We start from the raw sequence: 18,535 nt of genomic DNA, 5'->3' as shown, positions 1-18,535 counted from the left end.
ACTTGACTAACTATGTGATTATAACTATACTATACCTTTTAGTATAACCTTTATCATTATGGAGGAGATAAAATGAATTTTATTGCGATAGATTTTGAAACTGCTAACGAAAAGAGAAATAGCCCCTGCGCATTAGGTATAACAGTTGTTAGGAACAACAAAATTATAGAAGAAAAGTATTGGTTGATTAAGCCTAAAGAGCTTCGTTTTGAACCAATTAATATATGGGTTCATGGTATACGATCTGAAGATGTTATTAACGAGAAAGAATTTGATGAACTTTGGAGTGATATTTTACCATACTTTGAAAAAAATCTTGTTATTGCTCATAATGCATCATTTGATATAAGTGTGTTAAGAAATACGCTTGATTTGTACAATATTCCTTATCCTGAATTTAATTATTGTTGTACTATGGTTATGTCAAAAAACTTTTTTGATTTTCTAGATAACGCAAAGCTAAACACAATTAGTAATCACCTTGGATACGAGTTCAATCATCATAATGCTAGTAGTGATGCAAGTGCTTGTGCAAACATTATGATTAAAATTTCAGAAGAGTTAAAGTTAACTGATATAAATGAACTATTATCTTATGTCGGAATAGAATTTGGTAAAGTTTATGATAATAAGTACACTCCTTGCCGTAATACCGGCAAAAATATTACATCAAATAGAGAGTATGTTAATAAAGAAGACTTAATCGATAAGATTTCTAAATCAGCAACATCTTTTTTCGAAGATAAAGTAGTAGTTTTTACTGGACCACTATCTTCTATGACTAGATCAAAAGCTTCTAGCTTAGTCCAAAAATTAGGTGGAACTATAGGTAGCTCTGTAACTAAAAAAACTAATGTTTTAGTTACTGGTGTAAAAAATATGCAAGCTTTAAGCTTTAATCAAATGAGCACAAAGCTTAGAAGAGCCATTGAACTAGATAGTAATGGTCAAAACATAGAATTCATTAGTGAAGAAGAATTCTTAGATATATTAAATACTAATCAATAAAAGCTTCCTTGTATGTAAAAAAGTCTCAAATCAAAATAATAATTTTACTTGAGACTTTTTACCTTTTACCTACAATTTTTTTCTATCTTAACTGATACCCCACTCCAGGTTTTATTTTTCATATTTATATTTTTACAAGACCTTGATCCATTAATTATATTGTTCACATTATAATCTATAGCCTTTCTCAAGTTCTCTTCAAATATTGGTAATTCTTCTTCAAAAGGCACCCCTTGCCCCTTCATCTTAGGTAATTTTACATAACGGATTTTACCAGACTCATTAATTTCATTACCAATCCAATCCTTAACACCAGCTATATCTGTCGTAATAACATCTGTGCCACAAGCCAGTGCCTCTAGAACAACTAATGGCAACCCTTCATAAAATGATGGTAATATAAATATGTGAGATTTATTTAATAAATCCGAAAGCCTTGCTTGATCTAGCCTGCCTAAAAAATTCACCTTATAATTACATTTTTTAGATAACTTAATTATCTCTTCTTGTTGTTTTAAATCACTTCCCGTACCAGCTATATTTATATCTATAAGCTGACTCGGATAATCAAGGTTAGACATTGATTTAAATAGTGACTTTAGCCCCTTACTTTCACAAATCTTTCCTGCAAAAGTTATTTGAATCTTCCTACCATCTAATTTTAATTTCTTATTATAGAATATCTTATCATTATAACCACTACCTATTACTTTTATCTTTTCGTTGCTAACATTAAATACTTTAGATATTTCTTCCCTTTGATCATCATGCAATGCCATTATCATATCTAGCTTACCAATATTATATTTAATATATTCTTTTTCTAAGTCTATAGTATTAATTTGCCTTAGACATGTACCATGGCAAATAGCTACTACTTTTCTATCATTTACTATCTCCCTCGTAAATGCCGTCAATAAATATAAATGATTGCATATAATTAAATCTGGATTAAGTTCTTTTATTGCAAGGTTAATTTTCTCTTTAAATGCTGACTTGAACTTACTCACCATATCTTGATTTAAATCTTTATATCGTGTACTTTTATATGGCATGTTATCACTCATACCTAATACTGGAAAATTAATTTCTTTTGTGTTGTATAATACCGGATAAAAATTTATATTATCATTAAAAATACTTACCTCATCTTCAATATCTAGCCCTGCAATTACCCCCTGCTCATATCCTAATTGCTCAAATCCATTTATAATTCCGCACATATACACCCCACTCCCCGTGTTGTTTGGCTTTTGTGCTATTATGTGTAGAATTTTCATTTTATTACTCCCCTAACTAATTAACTTTATGTATACAAACTCAAACAATATTTTATCATGATTTAAATATATATGTTAATTTTTTTTCAATAAAGTTCTTTTTACTATGAAAACATTTGCCATTCTTGTATACAATAATGTAAAATATAAGTATAGATATATTTTACATTACTAATTAAGGGGGGTATATATATCAAAAGAAAATTCAAATTAAAAGTTTATTTAGTTGTGTATATTCTATTTTTATTCTTGTACATACTAAACTTTCAAGATGATTTAAGTTATGCTAATTTAAAAATCTGTTTGTATTCATCAATTGTACCTGCTCTAGTTGGGGGAACCGTAGGCAATTTATTATTTAAGTAAATTTATAAAATATCACAAAATATAATAATCATATTTTTTCTTAAATAAAGCTCTAACTTTAGAGCTTTATTTTATGGCTAATTATAAATCCCAATTTCTTTTGGATTAAGTAATGATTTTTTGCAGAATATAAATAGAGTTGTTAATCATATATATTAAACTATATAATATTACTTAGTTTGAAAGGAGAAATAATGAAGAAAAGTATAATACTTAACATTTTTACATATATACTTAGCATAGCTTTAGTAGTTGGTCTCTCTGCTTTTAACTTCTATATATCTATTTATTATAATACTCCAAATCCAGGTACTATTTATAATATTAAACCATTTTATATTCTTGGTTTAATTGGTATTTTTGTAATTATCCAATATATATGTATCCATAAAGTTTTTAAAAAAAGACAATAGTAAAGCACCTCAATATAATATTTTAAGGTGCTTTTATTATAAAAAATTAATATGTAATTTGACTACTTGATAGTTTTAGAAGGATTTTTAAATGCACAGGGTTCACAAATACATTTTCCACATGAACTATATATTGATTCTGAATTAAAATATTTATCTGTCATATAATCAAGCCTATTGCTACATTTTTCTTTATCTGTACCCTCATAACTTAGTGCTCCTACTGGACAATTCTTTACACAAGCTCCACAAGTTTTGTTTTTCTTATATAAGCAATATTCTTCGTTAATAACATCATCATACTCTACTTCTTTATTAATTATAAGGCTTCCATATCTGCCTGCACATCCATTGCTAGTTATTAGCATATTATTTATTCCAAAGGTTCCTAATCCACATATATATGCTACATGCCTTTGTGACCAATTATGAATGAATTTAACTTTATCAAATGCCCCTGATCCAGGATTACTTGAACATAGAATATCCTTTTCTTCTAACTTAGTTTTAATATTTTCTATAATATCATTAATTAGCTTTTCAGTATCTTTCTTTGCTTCTGCCCATTTAGGTATTGTTTCTTCATACTTTAAGTTGTAATTTACCAATTCTTGATTAAATGGTATGAAAAATGACACTACAGTCTTTCCATCTTCTAATACATCACTTGGTAGTAAATGATTTTCATGTGTGATTTTTTTCAAATCATTAAAAAGTGGATTTTTAGCATCTGCAAATCCTACAATAGGACTCCTATATATACTTAAGTTGCTATCATTTACATATTGTTCTATTTCTTTCATTATAAAGTCTTTTATATTCTCCATAATACTCCCCCAAAATTGTTATATATTAGTATTATTATAGTACAAATTTAATTATTATGGTTACATCCTTTAATTTGCAGAATGTATATATACTTTATTTGTAATAATAATTATAATAGTATTGGGCAATTTATTATGATATTATTAATTAATTATGATAAATACAATTTAGTTATGAGAGGTAATAATAATGAATTTTAAAGAATTAGGAATTGGCGAGGATATAGTAAAACTATTAAATAAATCAGGTATTTCTTCACCTACTCCAATACAACAACAAAGTATTGGTTATATAAAAGAAGGAAAAGATGTTATAGCAGAAGCACAAACAGGTACAGGAAAGACACTAGCATTTTTACTTCCTATATTAGAAAATATATCTCCAGATAAAAATCATGTTCAAGCTCTTATTGTATCACCTACAAGAGAACTTGCAATACAAATAACAGAAGAAGCAATGAAGCTTAAAGAAGCTAAAAATATAAATGTACTTTCTGCCTATGGTGGAAAGGATATAGGCTCTCAGCTTAACAAATTAAAAGGTAACATTCATCTAATAGTTGCTACTCCAGGCAGACTACTTGATCACTTAGATAGAAAAACTGTAGATCTTAGTAGGTTAAGTACTTTCGTTCTAGATGAAGCTGATCAAATGTTATTTATGGGATTCAAAAATGAAGTTGAAGCAATACTAAGACATATTCCTAAAAAGCGTCAAATGTTATGTTTTTCTGCAACTATGGATTCTCAAGTAAAAAAACTTGCATATAGATATATGAATGACCCTGTAGTAGTTGCTGTAAAAAAAGAACAAATTACTCTTGAAAGTATTAAACAGGAAGTAGTTGAAACTACAGATAGAAGAAAGCCAGATGCATTATGCAAAGTCTTAAATGAAGATAATCCATTTATGGCAATAATATTCTGTAGAACTAAAGCAAGGGTTGATAAACTTGAAGAAGTTCTATATCAAAGAGGATATAACTGTCAAAAGATACATAGCGATATAAAGCAATCTAAGAGAGAAAAAATATTAAAGTCTTTTAGAAATGCTGAAATCCAATATCTAATCGCTACTGATGTTGCTTCTAGAGGTCTTGATATATCAGGAGTTAGTCATATTTATAACTATGATATTCCTGAGATTCCAGAGGATTACATCCATCGTATAGGTAGAACTGGGAGAGCTGGTGAAGAAGGATATACGTGCGTATTTATAGACCCTAAAAATGAAAAAGCATTAGATGAAATAGAAGGAAAAATACAGCTTAAAATACCAAGAAGAGTTGTTGAATTATAATAAAAAACTAGTAGTTTCTATTAAACATAGATCTACTAGTTTTTTTGTTAGTTATTTCTCTACATCATTTTCATTATTTGAATTAGGATTAGTATTTGTGCTATTCGGAGGTGTGTCTAAAGCCGTTGACTTTCCAAAATAGTACCCTATTATCATACTAAATACAGGTATAAACTCTGATGACTTTATTTCACCCGTTACACTTAGATAACAAAATACAAGTGTTACTAAAAGCGCGATTACTTTCCTAACACTTGCAAAATTATTTATAAACGAACCTTTTTTTATTTTTACTTTATCCAAAATAATCACCTCTAATCCAGTTTATTCCTGTTGATAATGTATTGTGACTAATTGTTTATAAAGCAAAAAGAGAGGCAATTGCCTCTCGTATTTTACTAATTATTTTTATTAAAAGTTATTGTAACTTTAAATAAATCTCCATCAACCTCTATATTAAATTTACCATTTTGTAGTTCTACAAAACTTTTAGCTATTGCTAAACCTAAACCAGATCCATCTGTATTTCTAGATTTATCTCCTCTAACAAATCTTTCAACAATATCATTAACATCAAAGTCTATTTCTACAGCTGACATATTCTTAATTACTATATCAACACTATTTTCTTTATCAATAATATCTATATACACCCTTGAGTTTGGCATAGAATATTTACTTACATTTATTATTAGATTTTCAAATATCCTAAAGGTTCTTTGACTATCAAGTGGAAGCATTACTTTATTCTCAGGGAAGTTATTTTTAAATACTAGTGATGACTTAGATGTTTGATCTCTTAACTCTAGTAAAGTTTGTTTCATTAAAGATACAATATCTACATCAACAATATTTAAATTAATGTTTCCACTACTAGCTTTACTCATCTCAAATAAATCTTCTATTAATACTTTAAGTCTTTGACTCTTTCTATCCAATGTATCAATATATTGCTTACGCTTTTTATCATCTATAGTTTCATCTTTTAATAAATCTACATATGTGATTATAGATGTTAAAGGTGTTTTTAAATCATGAGAAACATTCGATATTAACTCTGTTTTCATACCTTGACTTTTTACTTCTTCTTCTACTGCCTTTTTAAATCCAGTTTGGATGCTTCCTAACTTGTCTTTTACAGGTTCAAATACACCTAAATCTTCATCAATATTTGCATTTAAGTTTCCATCTGCTATTTCATTTGTATATTTTAAAAGCTTATTATACTTATCTACTATCTGCCTATAATTTTTCTTAATCAAAACAAATAATACTACAGTATATACTAACGCTAATATTATTCCAAAGAACCATAATGATGAAATAACAGTTAGTATAATAAAGTTAGCAAGTACAGCTATTAATATTACTTTGTTAGGTTTTTCTCTAAAGTCAGTTTCTTTTAGAGCATTTAGTCCTTTTTTGCTAATATTTATTCCCTTTACAAATATTTTGCCGATAATGGTCTTTGTTACAACGTATTTTCTAAGACCAACACTAAATATATGTTTTATAAGTGTAATAACTATGAATATTAATACAAAATAAGCTACCCAATATAATATATTCATTGCATTTATAGATATAACCGCAAGATCAATACCTAATCCAGTTGACATTAATCCATCAACGAATTCTCTATTTATACTCATTCTTATAAGTTCTGAACTATTAAAATATAAGAATGTAAATATAAATCCTAACACTACCGCATTTACTTCAAAAAGAATTTTTGATATTTGTTCAAACCCTAATAAACTCTTACCACTCTTGTATGGGAATATTAGCGAAACAATCGCAAAGCATAAAGATACTATCCCCACCACTACATATGCGGGGTCAGAATAACCATACCTATCTTGATTTCTAATATCCCAATATATATTATCTTGATATTTAAGTTCATTTGGTACAGCATATACAAGAGTTGTGTTTTTAACTGGCTCTATTTTGTATTCATTAATTGATTGATTTTTATTAATAAACATTTTTTCTAATTTTTTTTGATCAATACCAAAGCTATCTAATATGTTTATATTTCCATTAGCGTCAAAGTCTATAACTGCATAGAAGCTATAGTTTTTCTTAAGAGCATCTAACTCTTCTTTACTTGCTGTTTGACCTATACTTTGTATATTATCATCTACTTTATTTTCTTCATTATCAGTAGTATTTTCTTCTTTTTTAACTAAATTATTATAAAACAAATTTAGTTCTTCAGTTGTATTTGACACACTAGCCTTACTTTCTTTATCTATTGCAAAGTATTCAAGATTTTCTAAGCTAAATAAATTATCTTGCCAATTGCTAAATGTATTATTAAAATCACGTTTTATATCAGATATATATTCTTCTTTTACCCTTGCCTCATCATATTCATCATACTCATTATAATAGCCCTCAGAGTTCATCTTTTTCTCTACCATATAATCTATAGATTTCTGGCTAAGGAAAGACTCTACTGGTATTTTTATTTCATCAGTTTTTTCTTCTAAAATTCTTTGAAATAATACATAATTACCTGTATATATATTTTCTAAAAAATCCCAACTTTCATAAGGATTATAATTTACTTTAGTAGCTTCTTTTTCTATCGATGAGTATGTACTCATTACAACTATAGATGCAGTTAATGCCATTATTAATACTATAACTGTAGCTATATATTTACTTTTATAACTTTTCGATTTTATATCCAACGCCCCACACCACCTTTAAATATTTTGGATTTTTAGGATTTATTTCAATCTTTTCTCTTATATTTCTTACATGAACCATTACTGTATCTGTACTTACAGCACTTTCATTCCAAACTCGCTCATAAATTTCTTCTGATGAAAATACCCTACCTGGATTTCTCATCATCAGATGTAATATTTTAAATTCTATAGGAGTCATCTTTACAGGTTTTTCATCTACACTTACTTCCTTAGTACTTTGATTAATCTCTAATCCCCCAATAGTAAACATATCATTATCATCTTCTTCTTTTTCCTTTAAGTTATCTATCATACTTAAGTACTTTGTATATCTTCTTAACTGAGAATTTACCCTCGCCAATAGTTCTAGTGGAGTAAATGGTTTTGTAACATAATCATCCGCTCCTATATTAAGTCCCATAATTTTATCTACTTCTTCTGATTTCGCAGATAACATAATTACAGGAAAACTGTAGTTTTCTCTAAGTTTCATTGTAAATGTAATTCCATCCATCTTTGGCATCATTATATCTACTATTGCTAAATGAATATTATTTTCCTCTATTATTCTTAATCCTTCAATACCGTTATGCCCTTTGAATACGTTATACCCTTGATTTATTAAATATATTTCTATTGCATCTGCTATTTCTTTTTCATCTTCAACAACTAATATATTATACTTTTTCATAAATTACCCCTCTTCAACATAATATCTATTATTTTTTCCATCAACTAACATTATACACCATATCATAATTTAATTTCTCCCTCTTCTAGGTTTATATCTAAATAATAAATCTAAAAACTTAAGATAATATTGGTATAAATCTTAAGATTTTCTTAAGATTTTAAACTAAAATAAAAGATGTTAGCATACAGCTAACATCTTTATTTCAGTGTCATAATTTACATGTGCTTTATTAAAAAATGGATTATTTCTAAAACTTCATATTCGATTAAGCTAAACATCTTGTATGCAACATGATTTTTAGGTAAGTTTTCACTTTCTTCTTCTTCAATCCAAGTTCTTATTACTACTTTTTCATTATCATCATATTCTGTATGTAATTTTGGCGTATCAAAGCCCTTCACTTCTATTGTAAATGTATATCTTTTATTATCAATGTTTTCCTGATTTTCTTCTATACATTCAATTTTAAACTTACTACTTTCAAAAATAACTGGCATTATAATAACCTCCTGTATTTTTCTAAATACATTTTGCCCCAAATACCAATTATTTATAATCTAGTTTATGTCTGATATTATCTCTTTTAAAACTGCTACAGCATCGTTTATTATATATTGTGGCTCTACCTCGTAATACTCACAATCTATGAATCTTTCTATTTTTTCAATATCTTCTACAGTTCCATCTGTTGCAAATAAAACTGCCATAGCTTCTTTTATATCATTTTTAGAAACTTCATTATTTATTACTTCATTTATTTGAGTCTCTACCATTATTTGATATCCTAGGGATTTTCCTGCTTCCTCTAATAATGATTTACATTTCTCATTTGAACATATTACTACTATTTTTTTCATTGCTAATCTCCTCTTAAGTAATTTTACTTTTATATTATTGACTTTTTAAATTAAATACGTCAACTGTTTAACTATTTATCATCTTACAAAGTCTCATTAGTGACTCTTCAAATTTTATATCATCTTCTTTTTGTCTTTTCTTTGGACCTTTTGTTCTTCCTCCAGCACTACGAACCTTCTTTGATATATGTCTAGTAAATAATAACTGGTCGATATTATCATTACTATATATCATTCCATTTTGATTTATAGCATATCCACCTTTTGATAATACCATAGCTGCTAGTCCATAGTCTTGAGTTATAACTATATCACTTTTTTAAACTTTATTTACAATAGCAAAGTCTGCAGAATCAGATCCTTTCGAGACTACTATTGTTTCAACACCTTTTTTATTAAAATTGTGTGAAGTATCACAAATTATTACTACTTCTAAACCTAAATTTGTCGCAACTTTTATCGTTAAATCCACTACTGGACAGCCATCAGCATCAATTAATATCTTCATAATATCACCTATTTTCTTATTTATTTAAGTTTATCATATATTTACCATTATGAAAGCCTCTCTTGGAACAAATACTATCTATAAGGACAATATTATTGTCTTTTATAAATATTTTAGAAAGGAGCTTTATTTAATGGCAAATTTCACTGGTGTAGTTAAGTGGTATGATTGCGAAAAAGGCTATGGCTTTATCAGTCCTAATGGTGCTGATGATGTTTTTGTACATCATTCTCATATTAAAGAAGAGGGACATAATAAAGATTTACACGAGGGACAAGAAGTAACTTTTGATATAGTTCAAGCTGATAGAGGTCCATGTGCTATAAATGTCCATAAATCTTAATAAGTATTATAAAAAAATAATTCCTATATTAAGTATAGGAATTATTTTTTATAAAGTACAATGCATTATTTGATTGAGGTTATATGTATCCCTTAAAATTTTCATGTCCATTCAATATATGATACTCTACTTTATTCAATATTTGCTTATTAAACAAACTTTCATAATAGAGCGCTCTTAGTTTATAATCACTGTCTATTACATCTAAAGTATTGTCATAATTTATTTCACTACAAGCATGTAGCACATACGCAAGCAAATCAATTAAGTTTATTAGTTTGAATGCATTATTTCGTGAATAAAACCTCCCCTCCCCCATTAAATGGGTTATATAATTTCTATTAAAGTATAACTTTTCCTCTGCAAGCTGATGTTTTGTAAAAACAGTATTTTCCCATATATCTATAAAAGCTCTTATGTATTCATCTATAATAAATTGATTTGATAGGTTTGAATCACTACAGTTATATTGTAACTCTGCCCACTTATTTAGTAATTGATTTTCTTTTGGTTTGCTTCCTGAAGAAAAATCAAATCCATACAATGATAAAAGTACACCCTCTATTACTGGTATTAATACCATTACAGTTGATATATACTCGCCTCTAAACAAACTAATATATGCTTGCTCTATTAAATGAGAAAATTTGTTTATATGTTTAGTCTTCATAATTATTGATGACATATTTAAGGCTCTATGCTCTGTATTTAATATATACGGCATTATAATATTTATTATTTTATTTTCAATATATTCTATTTCATTAGTATTATAGCTATTATTTAAGTCTATTTCTTCACAAATTTTTTCTAGTTTAACTATATCTTCTAGGTTAAGTTCTTCTACTATTATTGAAAATCCAAAATTGGTAAGTTTCTGATTAATCTTAAATATTTTTATTTGCATACTATCATAATTATTTAATTTAATATCTTGTACTTTAGGCTCTATAATATCTAACTTAATCATCTCTTTTATTTGGTCAAACACATTTCTTATTGCTCTACCTCTAGATTGAGACTTTTCTTTTATTCCTAGTTTTTCTATTTTAACAATATATTGATCACTTTTCTTATCAAAAGTCATTGGATATCCAAAAACAGTTTTTGCAAATGCACTTTTCATTACCTTCCCCCCATAGAACATAATGTAGCTATATATAAATTATATTTTTAATTCTTATATAATATCCACTTCTAATCTCTACTATTTGGTAGTATTTTACAGGTATTAATCCACTATTTTTATAGTATATTCAATATATCAATTAAAAAATTGAAAAATTTTACATATTTTTTGTCATATTTTACTAATAAATATCGATATATAGTATGTGTGAAATTTAAATACTTTAGAAGGAAGGTGCATCTTGATTTCAGACGAAAAACTGATTAAGGTTCTAAATACTAATCCCGAAAATGGATTAGAAATTCTTATGGAAAATTATACTGGTCTAGTTTATACAATAGTGTACAATCAGCTATCCAATGTATTATCCAATGAAGACATTGAGGAATGTGTTAGTGATATATTCTTTGAAGTATTTAATCATAAAGACAGAATCGATTTAAATAAAGGCTCTATAAAAGGCTTCTTAGCTGTTATTTCTAAACGAAAAGCTATAGATTTATATCGTAAGTATAAAAATGAAAACAACATTAAAGTACCAATAGATAATATAGATATTAATGATGATCGTGGTGATGTTGTCACAAAAATCACTGTATATGAACGTAATAATATCCTATTAGATACAATAAAGTCTCTTGGAGAGCCCGATAGCGAGATTATAATAAGAAAGTATTACTTTCGCCAAAGTTCAAAAGATATATCAAAAATTCTAGGAATTAAAGCAAATACAATCGATAAGAAAGCATCTCGTTGTATAAGTAAATTAAAAAACATATTAGGAGGAATTTTATAATTGGAAACAAAACTAACTCATATTCTAGACGATCTAACTGTAGAAGAAGTATCACAATTACTAGACTCAGAATTCACATTTCCAATAGATAAAAGTATACAAAATAGAATAATTAAATCTACAAAAAAAAAATTTATCCTAGATAATGAATGTAATAACTCTAGAAAGTTTCAAAATGCATTAAGTTTTATATTCGCTAGAAAAAGATTAGCATATACCTTAGCTACCTTTACATTATTTATTGGCTTAGGTTTTGGTAGTTATATATATCTTCAAATACCAAGCGCCTATGTATCGCTTGATATTAATCCAAGTATTGAACTTGGAATAAATAGATTTGAGAAAGTTGTAACATCTGAGGCCTATAACGCTGACGGCCAAAAAATATTAGATAATACAAAATATAAGCATTTACATATTGAATCTGCTGTAAATAATGTCCTAGCTAGCGCTATTGAACAAAGTTATATAGCTAATGAAAAATCTTTTGCTATCTCAATTGCTACTATAAGTAATGATGATTCTACTAGAGGTAATTTAGAACAAAAGTTAAAGAAAGCAATACATGCTTCTTTATATGATAACAATATAAATACTGAAGTTGATATCATTTCTTTTAATTCTAATTCTGCCAAAAGAGAGGAAGCTAAAGCCCTAGGTGTTACTTCCGGAAAGCTAAATCTTATACAAGAGCTTATGTCGCTTTCTACTGATATTAAATTTGAGGATTATAAGGATAAATCCATAATATATATACAAAATAAAATTAAAGAACTTAAAAATATAAAAATATCTTCTAATTTAAATAATACAAATATTAGTAGTCCACAAGTTACAGATTATGTAGCTAGTGAAACTAAAAGTGTTAATAATTCTACTACTGAAAATAGTAGTAACGATAGTAGCAGTGATAGTAATATAAAAAGCAATAATAGCACTAATAATAATGTTATCGCTAATAATAATAGTAATAATGATAATTTTAATAATAGTGGCAGCGGTAATACTGATAACAGCGTCAATAACAATGGTAATAGGCCTAATAATAAACCTACTCATGGCAATAACCATAAGGCAAACAATAAACCTAACAATGTTAACAAGCATGATAACGGCAATAAATATCATGATAAGCATAATAATTGCAACAAGGGCAACGGCTAAAAAAAATAATAAAATCAAAATACTTTACTATTTACAATAACTTTTTACTGTAAATTTTTTTGGGGGAAAATATATGAATATGCACAAGAGTTTTAATAAATTATCTTTAATCGCTTTAGGTACAACTGCTTTAACACTTGGTAATGTTATTACAGCAGAAGCACAAATAGTTCACGGTAAAACTACAGAAAACCTTAACTTAAGATTAGGCCCAAGTACTAAAGATGCTATAATTTTAACTATAAAAAAAGGGGACTCTATCGAAGTTTTAAACTACTCTGGTAGTTGGGCCTATGTAAAGTACAATAATAAGTACGGATATGTATCTAGGCAATATATTGCTGAGTATACTAATAATACTACTGTATCTGGTAGTGGCGGAGACGAAAATATAAATAATAATCAACTAATGGAGTGTAGCGTAGACTCGTTAAATATTCGAAAAGGTCCTTCTACTTCTGAACAAGTCATAGGAAACTTAAAAAAGGGTAATCAGGTTGAGGTTGTTTATCATACAAGCCGCGGCTGGTCTAGAATAAAGTTCAATCACAGTTATGGCTATGTTAGTTCTAAGTATTTAACTAATATCAAATTAGGCGAGTCATCTACTAAACATATAACAATGCAATGTAACACTAACAAATTGAATATCAGAAGGGGTCCTTCTACATCTGAACAAGTTATTGGCGCATTAAAGCAAGGTGATAAAATTGATGTAGTTGAAAAACTTGGTAATAACTGGTCTAAGATAAAATATAATAATGGATATGCTTATGTGAGTACATTATATCTAACTAAAGTACCATCAAATAATACTTCTACTAATTCAACTATTATGAAATGTACTTCTAGAAGTTTAAATGTAAGAAGTGGTCCAAGCACAAATGATATAATCTTAGGTAATATAAAAAATGGAGATAGGGTTGAAGTAATATATAAAGTAAACAATGATTGGTATAAAATAAAGTATAATGATGGTTATGCTTACGTAAGTAGCCACTATTTATATTAGAATTTTTACTAATACATAAAAAACTATCTAATTATTTAAAATAATTAGATAGTTTTTTAATTATTAAGATATTTCCTTTAAAACGTAATTTTGAATAGCATCTATTACTCCATTTTCGTAATTGCTCTTAGCTATAAAATTACCATACTGTTTCATATCTTCATTTGCATTTTCCATTACAAAACTATAATAAGCTTTTTGTAACATCTCTATATCATTATAAAAATCGCCAAATACCATAGTTTCTTCATATGATATATTTAAGTCTTTTTGAATTTTTTCTAAGGCAACTCCTTTATTTACATCTTTATTAGTAATATCTATCCATACACTCCCTGAAACAACAACATTTAAACCTTCTCCAAATTTATCATTTAATCCTGGATAAGAGTTTTCTTTTGATCCTCTAAGATCACAAATAGATATCTTAAATATTTCATCATCTACTTTTGAAAGATCTTCCATTTCTATTTTTTCTACATAGTACTTATTTATTTCTTCCATACACTCTTCTGAGCATTTTGAATGATACATACTCTTTGTACCACATAACAATACTGCTACATTTGGTATTTCAGATGCTACTTTTATTATTTCCTCAACTAAACCTCTATTTATAATATTTATTGATGATATGTTTGATTCTTCCACTACTACTGCACCATTATCGCATATATAATGAAGTTCTTTAGATTTTGGCTTAAATACCTTTTTCAAATTAGTATACGGTCTTCCACTAGCCACTACAAACTTAACACCTTTATTATCTAATTGTTCTAATATTTCCATGAAATCTTTAGGTAACTTGCCATCCTTATCAAGTAATGTACCATCCATATCTGTTGCAATTAATTTAATCATTGTATTCTCCCTCCAATATTTCTGTTTCTGTGATAATACCTGTTATTTCATCTAATGAGGCAAATTTATAAAACTCATCATAATCGAACTTATCACTTTCCATTACTAAATAAGTCTTATTCGATGACTCTATTATTGATTTTTTTATATTACCATCTTCAATATCTAAAGAACTAATAAACCCACTTTCTCTATTTACAGCACAAATTCCTATAAAAGACCTACTTAATGTAAATCGTCTTATATTTCTCTCAGCTTCTGAACCTAGTATGCCTTCCGCTCTTTTATGAAATTCTCCGCCTATAAGTATCGATCTAACATTTTTACATTGTTTTAGCTCTAAAACTATTTCTATCATATTTGTTACTACGGTAATATTCAAATCTCTTTTAGCAATTAATTTTGCTATCTCAATATTTATTGTAGATATATCTAAAAATATAGTCTCTCTATCTTTTATCAACTCTATTGCTTTTATGGCTATTTGCTTTTTTTTGTCGCTATTGACGCCCTTACGTTCTTCAAGCTTTTTAAAGTCATACTGGATTTTTTTAGGTATAGCTCCTCCATGTACTCTTTTTAACTTACCTCTATTTTCTAATTCCCTTAAGTCTTTTCTTATACAATCATCTGTAACATTAAATTTTTTAGACAACTCTTTTACTGTTGCTCGCCCCTTAGTCTCAATCTCTTCTACTATTTTTTCGTATCTCTCTTCAAGAAACATAATCTTACTCCTAATCTGTATCAATCGTTATTACTTTTCTATTCATTTATTATTATATCATATTATATATTATTATTTTATATTATTTTTATACTTTTGTTACAAGTTATCTATATTTTAAAACAAAAAAAAGCACTGACTTGTAAGCTATTGCTTTCAAATACAGTGCTTTTTTCAAGGACATAATTGATAGACTACGCCCTTTACCTCTATGATTTTTATCAAATATAGTTTGCAAATTAGTTAATAAGTCCACCCTTTGGCTATTGGATAGTAAACTATTTGCACGATAGTAGATTGAGGTAATCTAGTACCTTCATTATATTTAATATGATGTACATAAGACATCTCATCACTGATACTCCCAAAGGTACTATGAAAAGGATTAGATATTAGTCTAGCTTTTGTATAGTGAGTATTCAGTAGATAGTTAATAAACTATCTGATTATATATTAACCATTTTTAAATATAATATTCTTTATTATTATATTTTTATTTGCCTTTTATTTAGCTATCGGCTGTATATTATATCACAAATCCGCCATTTGGGCTTATTACTTGTCCTGTTATAAAGTTGGATTTATCACTTGCTAAAAACAATGCACAGTGAGCAATATCTTCCGCGCTTCCAAGTCTCATTAAAGGTGTTTCTTCCCTTAACATTTCTAATGTATCTTCAGATATTTCATTTAGCATATCAGTCTTTATTACACCTGGTGCAATACAGTTTACTTGTATATTTGATGGACCTAATTCTTTAGCTAACGCTTTTGTCATGCCTATCACAGCTGCTTTTGATGTTGAATAATGGACTTCAAATGAACCACCAACCATTCCCCATATTGAAGAAATATTAATTATTTTACCACTCATTTCTGGTAACATATATTGCAATGCTTTTTTAGTTGTATAAAAAACTCCATTTACGTTTATATCCATAACTTCTTGCCATTCTTCGTAGCTTATATCAGTAAATAAATTAGTTCTGCTTATCCCAGCATTATTTATCAATACATCTATTTTCTCAAATTGTCCAATACAATAATTTATCATTGCATTAACTTCTTCTATTATTGAAACATTAGCTTTATATGTACAAACTGAATATCCTTTCTCTTTTAACTCATTATATAAGCTAATTGCTTCTTCTTCAGATTTGTTGTAGTTTATTAATACGTTATATCCTTTTTCTGCAAAAAGTTTAGCTATAGCTCTTCCTATACCTCTTGATGCACCTGTTACTATTGCTGTTCTTTTATTCATTTTTTCTTCCTCTTTTACACTATTTATATATATATTCTATTATAACTTATTTTTTTTACAGCATACCACTAAAATTAGTCTCATTTCCTATTTCTTACACTTATTACTTTCTACCTAGGCTATATATATTCAGTTTAATATGACAAACTATACTTATATGGTTTTATTTATACTATAAATATTTTAAGATTTTTCTCAAAATTGTTATTTATTCTCATGTATTAATTTAAGAACATAGTTTAAATCTTGTACATTTATTTGACCTGGCGCCGATACTTTAGTTGATGATCCAAAAGTAATAGCTGAACCAAATACTTCACCTGCAATACGACTCACTAATCCTAAGCCTCCCATAGAAATTGCTATTATTGGGGTTTTTGCATGGTCTATAACCATTTCTTCTGAAGCACCTAATAATGTTAATACATCCGAACTACTTTGTGGCATAACAGCTATTTTTGTTAAATCTGCTTTTAATTCTTGCATTTTACAAAGACGGCTAACTATTTCTTCTTTAGTTGGGGTTTTGTCAAAATCATGATTTGATATTACTACCTTAACATCATTATTGTGAGCAAAATCTACTATATATTTTACTATATCCTCTCCAATAAATAATTCTATATCTATTAAATCTACCATTTTTGTTGAAGCTATTTCTTTATTAAGAATTGAATAAAATTCAGTAGATACTTCTCTCTCTCCACCTTCATTCTTACTTCTGAAAGTAAATAATATTGGTAACTCACCAACTATATTTCTTAATTTTTCTAATATATCTTTTACTTTATCTAAATCTTCAACATATTCATAGTGATCTACACGCCATTCTACCAAGTCTAATTTAAACTTTTTTAAGAATTCTGCTTCCTCTATTATTTGTTCATTGGTGTTACCTACTAAAGACACACATACTTTAGGTCTTCCTTCACCTAATTTTAAACCTCTTACTTCAACTATCCTACCCATCAATCTAACTCCTCTTATCAAATATTAATATCTATAATTTAGCATATATTAGTTTCTAATTTTGTTAACTTCTTTATTCTCTTGTGTACATAATTTCTTTATTACCTCTCCATTATTCCATATATCTTTATTATATTTTTTTTTGCTAAATTTGTCACACTAAAAAACCTCTTATATACTATATTAAATAGTATATAAGAGGTTTTTAATTTATATATATTTCAATTTCAACTTATTTATTAATTTAAACTATTTTATGCGAAGAACTTAAGAAGTACCCCTGCTGCTACTGCTGATCCTATAACACCTGCTACATTT

Annotated in this window: 18 protein-coding genes and 1 pseudogene; 6 read left to right on the top strand and 13 right to left on the bottom strand. The window is 27.5% G+C overall.

Annotated elements, in window-relative coordinates; genetic code table 11:
- Positions 1-72: 72 nt before the first annotated feature.
- Positions 73-1,008 (top strand): exonuclease domain-containing protein, encoded by a 936-nt coding sequence (locus ACI48P_RS20200; RefSeq protein WP_475219037.1) that lies wholly within the window; start codon positions 73-75, stop codon positions 1,006-1,008.
- A 65-nt stretch (positions 1,009-1,073) separates the two neighbouring features.
- Here the strand turns inward: ACI48P_RS20200 and ACI48P_RS20195 are convergent, their stop codons facing one another.
- Complete coding sequence (locus ACI48P_RS20195; RefSeq protein ID WP_475219036.1) at positions 1,074-2,288, bottom strand: glycosyltransferase family 4 protein; 1,215 nt, start codon at positions 2,286-2,288, stop codon at positions 1,074-1,076.
- Positions 2,289-3,129: 841 nt separating this feature from the next.
- Complete coding sequence (locus ACI48P_RS20190) at positions 3,130-3,894, bottom strand: hypothetical protein (RefSeq protein WP_475219034.1); 765 nt, start codon at positions 3,892-3,894, stop codon at positions 3,130-3,132.
- Between the two features lie 190 nt (positions 3,895-4,084).
- On the opposite strand from ACI48P_RS20190, the gene ACI48P_RS20185 reads away from it, so the two are divergent.
- Positions 4,085-5,194 carry a DEAD/DEAH box helicase gene (locus ACI48P_RS20185; protein WP_475219032.1) on the top strand — a complete coding sequence of 370 codons (1,110 nt, stop codon included), beginning with the start codon at positions 4,085-4,087 and terminating at the stop codon, positions 5,192-5,194.
- Between the two features lie 51 nt (positions 5,195-5,245).
- Here the strand turns inward: ACI48P_RS20185 and ACI48P_RS20180 are convergent, their stop codons facing one another.
- From ACI48P_RS20180 to ACI48P_RS20155, 6 genes and pseudogenes are all read right to left on the bottom strand, one after another.
- Positions 5,246-5,497: a hypothetical protein gene (locus tag ACI48P_RS20180; RefSeq protein WP_475219030.1), complete on the bottom strand. Its 252-nt coding sequence runs from the start codon at positions 5,495-5,497 to the stop codon at positions 5,246-5,248.
- Between the two features lie 95 nt (positions 5,498-5,592).
- The gene (locus ACI48P_RS20175; RefSeq protein ID WP_475219028.1) at positions 5,593-7,893 is read right to left on the bottom strand and encodes a sensor histidine kinase; all 2,301 of its coding nucleotides are present in this window, start codon (positions 7,891-7,893) and stop codon (positions 5,593-5,595) included.
- Positions 7,868-8,584 carry a response regulator transcription factor gene (locus ACI48P_RS20170; RefSeq protein WP_475219027.1) on the bottom strand — a complete coding sequence of 239 codons (717 nt, stop codon included), beginning with the start codon at positions 8,582-8,584 and terminating at the stop codon, positions 7,868-7,870. The genes ACI48P_RS20175 and ACI48P_RS20170 overlap by 26 nt, the downstream gene beginning before the upstream one ends.
- Positions 8,585-8,802: 218 nt before the next feature.
- Complete coding sequence (locus ACI48P_RS20165) at positions 8,803-9,084, bottom strand: hypothetical protein (RefSeq protein WP_475219025.1); 282 nt, start codon at positions 9,082-9,084, stop codon at positions 8,803-8,805.
- A gap of 60 nt (positions 9,085-9,144) precedes the next feature.
- Positions 9,145-9,444, bottom strand: coding sequence for a PTS sugar transporter subunit IIBC (locus tag ACI48P_RS20160; protein ID WP_475219023.1), 300 nt, complete (start codon positions 9,442-9,444; stop codon positions 9,145-9,147).
- A gap of 67 nt (positions 9,445-9,511) precedes the next feature.
- A pseudogene (locus ACI48P_RS20155) lies at positions 9,512-9,952 on the bottom strand (YaiI/YqxD family protein).
- Between the two features lie 133 nt (positions 9,953-10,085).
- Between ACI48P_RS20155 and ACI48P_RS20150 the strand changes: the two are divergent.
- Positions 10,086-10,295: a cold-shock protein gene (locus ACI48P_RS20150; RefSeq protein WP_475219022.1), complete on the top strand. Its 210-nt coding sequence runs from the start codon at positions 10,086-10,088 to the stop codon at positions 10,293-10,295.
- Between the two features lie 79 nt (positions 10,296-10,374).
- Here the strand turns inward: ACI48P_RS20150 and ACI48P_RS20145 are convergent, their stop codons facing one another.
- Complete coding sequence (locus ACI48P_RS20145; RefSeq protein WP_475219020.1) at positions 10,375-11,421, bottom strand: hypothetical protein; 1,047 nt, start codon at positions 11,419-11,421, stop codon at positions 10,375-10,377.
- Between the two features lie 244 nt (positions 11,422-11,665).
- Here ACI48P_RS20145 and ACI48P_RS20140 point away from each other — a divergent pair, with 244 nt between their 5' ends.
- The 3 genes from ACI48P_RS20140 (at position 11,666) to ACI48P_RS20130 (ending at position 14,396) form a co-directional block, all read left to right on the top strand.
- Positions 11,666-12,220, top strand: coding sequence for a sigma-70 family RNA polymerase sigma factor (locus tag ACI48P_RS20140; protein WP_475219018.1), 555 nt, complete (start codon positions 11,666-11,668; stop codon positions 12,218-12,220).
- Positions 12,221-13,384: an anti-sigma-I factor RsgI family protein gene (locus tag ACI48P_RS20135; RefSeq protein ID WP_475219017.1), complete on the top strand. Its 1,164-nt coding sequence runs from the start codon at positions 12,221-12,223 to the stop codon at positions 13,382-13,384.
- A gap of 73 nt (positions 13,385-13,457) precedes the next feature.
- Positions 13,458-14,396, top strand: a complete 939-nt coding sequence (locus tag ACI48P_RS20130) for an SH3 domain-containing protein (protein WP_475219015.1) — start codon at positions 13,458-13,460, stop codon at positions 14,394-14,396.
- Between the two features lie 63 nt (positions 14,397-14,459).
- Here the strand turns inward: ACI48P_RS20130 and ACI48P_RS20125 are convergent, their stop codons facing one another.
- The 4 genes from ACI48P_RS20125 to aroD all read right to left on the bottom strand — a co-directional run bounded on the left by ACI48P_RS20125 (position 14,460) and on the right by aroD (position 18,217).
- Positions 14,460-15,257, bottom strand: coding sequence for a Cof-type HAD-IIB family hydrolase (locus ACI48P_RS20125; protein WP_475219013.1), 798 nt, complete (start codon positions 15,255-15,257; stop codon positions 14,460-14,462).
- Complete coding sequence (locus tag ACI48P_RS20120; protein ID WP_475219011.1) at positions 15,250-15,984, bottom strand: DeoR/GlpR family DNA-binding transcription regulator; 735 nt, start codon at positions 15,982-15,984, stop codon at positions 15,250-15,252. The genes ACI48P_RS20125 and ACI48P_RS20120 overlap by 8 nt, the downstream gene beginning before the upstream one ends.
- 526 nt (positions 15,985-16,510) lie before the next feature.
- Complete coding sequence (ymfI, locus tag ACI48P_RS20115) at positions 16,511-17,248, bottom strand: elongation factor P 5-aminopentanone reductase (RefSeq protein WP_475219009.1); 738 nt, start codon at positions 17,246-17,248, stop codon at positions 16,511-16,513.
- A 204-nt stretch (positions 17,249-17,452) separates the two neighbouring features.
- Positions 17,453-18,217: a type I 3-dehydroquinate dehydratase gene (gene aroD, locus ACI48P_RS20110; RefSeq protein ID WP_475219007.1), complete on the bottom strand. Its 765-nt coding sequence runs from the start codon at positions 18,215-18,217 to the stop codon at positions 17,453-17,455.
- Between the last annotated feature and the right edge of the window lie 318 nt (positions 18,218-18,535).

This window comes from Romboutsia sp. LXY-2 (assembly GCF_056171995.1).
The sequence above is the reverse complement of the archived record's forward strand: the minus strand, read 5'-3'. Positions and strand labels throughout refer to the sequence as shown.

What these genes read in the sequence shown, in the direction of transcription:
- ACI48P_RS20170 (WP_475219027.1), bottom strand. Translation starts at nt 8,584, where the DNA reads ATGAAAAAGTATAATATATTAGTTGTTGAAGATGAAAAAGAAATAGCA.
- aroD (WP_475219007.1), bottom strand. Translation starts at nt 18,217, where the DNA reads ATGGGTAGGATAGTTGAAGTAAGAGGTTTAAAATTAGGTGAAGGAAGA.
- ACI48P_RS20200 (WP_475219037.1), top strand. Translation starts at nt 73, where the DNA reads ATGAATTTTATTGCGATAGATTTTGAAACTGCTAACGAAAAGAGAAAT.
- ACI48P_RS20185 (WP_475219032.1), top strand. Translation starts at nt 4,085, where the DNA reads ATGAATTTTAAAGAATTAGGAATTGGCGAGGATATAGTAAAACTATTA.
- ACI48P_RS20130 (WP_475219015.1), top strand. Translation starts at nt 13,458, where the DNA reads ATGAATATGCACAAGAGTTTTAATAAATTATCTTTAATCGCTTTAGGT.
- ACI48P_RS20195 (WP_475219036.1), bottom strand. Translation starts at nt 2,288, where the DNA reads ATGAAAATTCTACACATAATAGCACAAAAGCCAAACAACACGGGGAGT.
- ACI48P_RS20145 (WP_475219020.1), bottom strand. Translation starts at nt 11,421, where the DNA reads ATGAAAAGTGCATTTGCAAAAACTGTTTTTGGATATCCAATGACTTTT.
- ACI48P_RS20165 (WP_475219025.1), bottom strand. Translation starts at nt 9,084, where the DNA reads ATGCCAGTTATTTTTGAAAGTAGTAAGTTTAAAATTGAATGTATAGAA.
- ACI48P_RS20150 (WP_475219022.1), top strand. Translation starts at nt 10,086, where the DNA reads ATGGCAAATTTCACTGGTGTAGTTAAGTGGTATGATTGCGAAAAAGGC.
- ymfI (WP_475219009.1), bottom strand. Translation starts at nt 17,248, where the DNA reads ATGAATAAAAGAACAGCAATAGTAACAGGTGCATCAAGAGGTATAGGA.
- ACI48P_RS20160 (WP_475219023.1), bottom strand. Translation starts at nt 9,444, where the DNA reads ATGAAAAAAATAGTAGTAATATGTTCAAATGAGAAATGTAAATCATTA.
- ACI48P_RS20190 (WP_475219034.1), bottom strand. Translation starts at nt 3,894, where the DNA reads ATGGAGAATATAAAAGACTTTATAATGAAAGAAATAGAACAATATGTA.
- ACI48P_RS20120 (WP_475219011.1), bottom strand. Translation starts at nt 15,984, where the DNA reads ATGTTTCTTGAAGAGAGATACGAAAAAATAGTAGAAGAGATTGAGACT.
- ACI48P_RS20125 (WP_475219013.1), bottom strand. Translation starts at nt 15,257, where the DNA reads ATGATTAAATTAATTGCAACAGATATGGATGGTACATTACTTGATAAG.